The organism is Lishizhenia sp., assembly GCF_033720595.1.
GTDB lineage: Bacteria > Bacteroidota > Bacteroidia > Flavobacteriales_D > Crocinitomicaceae > Lishizhenia.
Map to the genome: position 1 here is coordinate 1 of NZ_JAWWCF010000200.1, position 4,926 is coordinate 4,926.

The following is a 4,926-nucleotide window of genomic DNA, read 5'->3' on the forward strand; positions in this document are numbered from 1 at the left end:
AAGATACTGCTGCAATGTTAGGTGTGAAGGAAGAAGAATTAGCTGATTTGTCTAAGAAATTCCAGTTCACAGTGAACGAAATCAAACAAATGGAATTGGCTGAATTGAACCAAGAGTTGTTTGACAAGTTATTCGGAGAAGGAGAAATCAAATCTGAAGAAGAATTAAGAGCAAGAATTGCTGCTGACTTAGAAAGAGTTTGGAGTAACGATAGCGATAGATTGTTAGCGCGTAACATTACTAAAGATTTGTTAGCGAAAACAGAATTTGAATTACCAAACACGTTCTTGAAGCGTTGGATTCAAATGTCACAACCACAAGACAAGCCAGTTTCTATGGAAGAAATTGAAGCACAGTACGAAGGTTACCAAGAGAACTTGAAGTGGCAATTGATCCAAGGGAAAATCTTTAAGTCTAACGACATTAAGATTGACCAAGCAGAAGCTTTAGAATACACGAAAGGATTGATGGCGCAACAGTACGCTCAGTACGGAATGCCAGCTCCAGAAGATAAAGAATTGACTGAAGTATCTCAAAAGGTATTAGCAAACCAAGAAGAAGCTCAAAGAGTTTACGATATGTTGGCTGATCAGAAGTTAACAGCTTACTTTAAGGATACAGTTAAATTAACTGAGAAAGAAGTTACTTTCGACGAATTCGCGAAATTAGCTGAAGAAGCTCAAGCTTAATTTTAAGATAAACTTTACAAAAATCCCCATCGCGTTTTACGTGGTGGGGATTTTTTTTGATTCAACAATTCAACAATTCAACAATTGAAAGATTTAAAAATTGCGGTTTGAACTATTTATATAATTTGAATCCTTGAATCCTTGAATCCTTGAATCCTTGAATCCTTGAATCCTTGAATCCTTGAATCCTTGAATCCTCTAACCGTCTAAGAACCCAGTTAGCGATTGGATGGGAAAGCCCGGAGGCTTGAAAAGCAAAGCGCGGTTTTAATTCCTTATGAAGGATTAAAAAAACTGCCTAAAACTTAGGATTGAGTAAAAGTTGACCAAAGTTTCTAGTGCCTTTCCTTGAAAATAATTTCTTTAGCTAAAATCTATACTTATTTTTGTGCAAAACGATTAAAGATGATAGTTGTAACAGGTGCCGCAGGTTTTATTGGTAGTGCTTTGGTTTCTAAATTGAACCAAGCGGGACATGAACATATAATGGTTGTTGATGATTTTTCTAAGACGGAAAAAGCGCACAACTTAGCTGGTAAAACGATAGGTGCTAAAATTTCTAGAGCCGATTTTTTAACTTGGTTGAAAGAAAATGGTAAGGAAGTAGATTTCGTTTACCACATAGGGGCAAGAACAGATACTTCTGAATTTGACAAAGCTATTTTTGACGAATTGAACGTGGAGTACTCGAAGGAAATTTGGAGATGGTGTACACACTACCAGATTCCTTTGGTTTATGCTAGTTCTGCAGCTACATACGGAATGGGAGAGTTAGGTTATAAGGATGACCACAAAATTATTCCTCAATTAAAGCCCTTGAATCCTTACGGAGATTCTAAGCAAACTTTTGATGAGTGGGTATTGAAACAACATTCACATCCTCCATTTTGGGCAGGGTTAAAATTCTTTAACGTGTATGGACCCAACGAATACCACAAAGGTCGTATGGCTTCTGTAGTATATCATGCTTACCACCAAATTAACAAAACGGGAGCGATGAAGTTGTTTAGATCGCACAATCCAGAGTACAAAAACGGAGAGCAGAAAAGAGACTTTGTGTATGTGAAGGATTTGGTAAACATCTGTATGTTCCTAAAGAACGAAAAAGTAGAAAGTGGTATTTACAATTTAGGATCTGGAAAGGCACGTACTTTCTTAGACTTAGTAAAAGCTACTTTTGAAGCCATGAACAGAGAAGAAAATATTGGTTTTATTGACACTCCAGAGGATATCAGAGACAAGTACCAGTATTTTACGGAAGCGGACATGACTAAATTGATCACACAAGGGTATAGCAAAGGATTCCACACTTTGGAGCAAGGGGTAGAAGACTACGTGAAGAACTACTTGATGGCCAATAAATATTTTTAATAGAAAGAAGTAAAGGATAGGACTATCCATATAGAAGAAATGCAAGAGAGAATGCATATCTTCGCAATCAAAATAAACACCAATGTTAGAGATTACAAGAATTAGAGCAGATAAGGATGCTGTTATTGAAGGGTTGAAGACGCGTATGATAGATGCGACAGAAGTGGTAAACAATATTGTTGCTACAGATGAGTCGTGGAGAGCGAAAAAATCTGAATTGGAATCCATTGCTGCAGAAATGAACAAAATTTCTAAAGAAATTGGTATGCTTTTCAAAGAAGGAAAGCGCGATGAAGCGGAGGCAGCGAAAGCAAAAACTGCTACATTAAAAGAAAACGAAAAAAGCTTGAAAGCGGAAGTTGAAGCTTTGGAGAATGATTTGCAAGAATTGTTGTACCAAGTGCCTAATGTTCCGCAAAGCATAGTGCCAGCAGGAAAATCTGAAGACGACAACGTAACTGTTGAAGAAATTGGAGAACCTGTACAGTTTAACTTTGATGCTTTACCACACTGGGATTTAGCAGATAAGTATGGGTTAATTGACTTCGAAACAGGTGTAAAGGTAACTGGAGCTGGTTTCCCAATTTATAAAGGAAAAGGTGCGAAATTACAACGTGCTTTGATTAACTTCTTCTTGATGGAAGCAGATAAAGCAGGGTACGAAGAGTTTATTCCTCCACACGTTGTGAATGAGGCTTCAGGATACGGTACAGGACAGTTGCCAGATAAAGAAGGGCAGATGTACCACATTGGCGTGGATGATTTGTACATGATTCCGACGGCAGAAGTTCCTTTAACGAACATTTACAGAGATGTGATTTTACCGAATGAAGATTTCTCTATTAAAATGACAGGATACACGCCTTGTTTTAGAAGAGAAGCAGGTTCTTACGGTAAAGATGTAAGAGGATTGAACAGATTGCACCAGTTCGACAAAGTTGAAATTGTACGTGTAGAGCACCCAAAGAATTCTGAAAAAGCTTTGGTAGAGATGGTAGACCACATCAAAGGATTGTTGGAGAAGTTAGGACTGCACTATAGAGTTTTGCGTTTATGTGGAGGAGATTTAGGATTTACTTCTGCAATTACATATGATTTTGAAGTATACTCTGCTGCACAAGAAAGATGGTTAGAGGTGAGTTCTGTATCTTGCTTCGAAACTTTCCAAGCCAACCGTTTAAAACTGAGATTTAGAGGTGAAGATAAAAAGACACAACTGTGTCATACATTGAATGGATCTGCATTGGCATTGCCGCGTATCGTTGCTGCCTTGTTAGAGAATCACCAAACAGAAGATGGAATTATGATACCTGAAGCGTTAAGACCGTTTACAGGATTTGATAAAATTGACTAAGAACAAAAAGATGAGTGAAAGTAAAATTAGCACTGCGAAAGCACCGAAACCTGTAGGTTTATACCCACACGCCAGAAGAGTTGGAAATTTATTATTCCTTTCTGGAGTTGGGCCAAGAACAGCAGGTTCTGATGCTACTGATTCTGCAGTACCAGGTTTGAAATTGGATAAGAATGGAAATTACTTGGAGTTTGATTTCGAAGCGCAATGTAGAAGCGTATTCGATAACGTGAAAGTAATTTTAGAGGAGTCAGGAAGCTCTTGGGAGAACTTAGTAGATGTTACTGTTTTCTTAACGAACATGAAAAGAGATTTCCATACGTACAATAAAATTTACGCGGAGTACTTTAAAGATAACCAGCCGTGTAGAACAACTTGCGAGATCAGCAGCTTGCCTACGCCGATTGCGATTGAATTGAAGTGTATTGCAACCATAGAAGATTAATTATGATAGGATTTGTAATAAGAGTAATTGTAGCCCTTGCATTTTTAGGATCAACGGCTGCCTTATATGCAACAGGTTACTGGGGATGGGGAATTGTGATGACATTGTTCTCTGCATTGGTAGTGTTGACGTTCTTTAGAAACGAGAATATTATTATAGCCCTTTACCAAATGCGTTTAGGAAGTAAAGAGAAAGCGTACAAAGCATTGCAAAGAATCAAAGCACCACACATGTTGCCGAAGAGTCAGCACGCTTACGTGATCTACTTACAAGCGATGTTAGGTGCACAAGAATTAGGATTTGCTAAAAGTGAGCAAATGTTATTGAAAGCGCAAACATTAGGTTTACGTACCAAGCAAGATCAAGCCATGTGTAAAATGCACTTAGCGGGTATCTGTATGCAAACTGGACGTAAGAAAGAAGCGCAAACTTTGTTGTCTGCCGCTAAGAAATTAGACGAGAACAACATGTTGGCTGATCAAATTAAAATGATGAAAAATCAAATGGGTCAGGTAGCGTCTAAAAACCAGATGCGCCAAGCCATGATGATGAAAGGAAGAAGAAAGTCTCCAAAAATGAGATAGACTTTTACCGATTGATATTAAAATCCCCATTGCGTTGTAACGTGGTGGGGATTTTTTTTGATTCAACAATTCAACAATTCAACAATTCAACAATTTGAAGATTTGAAGGATTTGAAGATTTGAGTATTTGATAGTTTGAAGGTGTTTTCTTTTTGTAGTGGCTGATCTGGAAACTTGGACTGCGCTCATCTCGACTCCGCTCGATAACCTTGGTTGCTGCTTTTATTTACGAGTGGAGACAGGGTTTCTAAGATAGTGGTTTGGGAGTGAGGTCGTACTATCGTGGAACCGAAGCCAAAAGCCTTCTTGAAGAACCTATTTTCGTTTGTTAATCGGGATTTGTAGAATTTGATAGATTTAAAAATTGTGGTTTGAACTATTTATATAATTTGAATCCTTGAATCCTTGAATCCTTGAATCCTTGAATCCTTGAATCCTTGAATCCTTGAATCCTTGAATCCTTGAATCCTTGAATCCTTGAAT

4 protein-coding genes and 1 pseudogene are annotated in these 4,926 nt (G+C 37.9%); all 5 read left to right on the forward strand.

Annotated features, from left to right (window positions below):
- A pseudogene (locus R3333_RS12345) lies at positions 1-689 on the forward strand (trigger factor); the annotation flags it as partial.
- A gap of 405 nt (positions 690-1,094) precedes the next feature.
- Positions 1,095-2,060, forward strand: coding sequence for an ADP-glyceromanno-heptose 6-epimerase (gene rfaD, locus R3333_RS12350; RefSeq protein WP_318959084.1), 966 nt, complete (start codon positions 1,095-1,097; stop codon positions 2,058-2,060).
- A gap of 82 nt (positions 2,061-2,142) precedes the next feature.
- The gene (gene serS / locus R3333_RS12355) at positions 2,143-3,414 is read left to right on the forward strand and encodes a serine--tRNA ligase (RefSeq protein ID WP_318959085.1); all 1,272 of its coding nucleotides are present in this window, start codon (positions 2,143-2,145) and stop codon (positions 3,412-3,414) included.
- Positions 3,415-3,424: 10 nt separating this feature from the next.
- Positions 3,425-3,859: a RidA family protein gene (locus tag R3333_RS12360; protein ID WP_318959086.1), complete on the forward strand. Its 435-nt coding sequence runs from the start codon at positions 3,425-3,427 to the stop codon at positions 3,857-3,859.
- Positions 3,860-3,861: 2 nt separating this feature from the next.
- A complete protein-coding gene (locus tag R3333_RS12365; RefSeq protein ID WP_318959087.1) occupies positions 3,862-4,443 on the forward strand; it encodes a DUF2892 domain-containing protein in 582 nt (193 codons plus the stop codon).
- Positions 4,444-4,926: the final 483 nt, after the last annotated feature.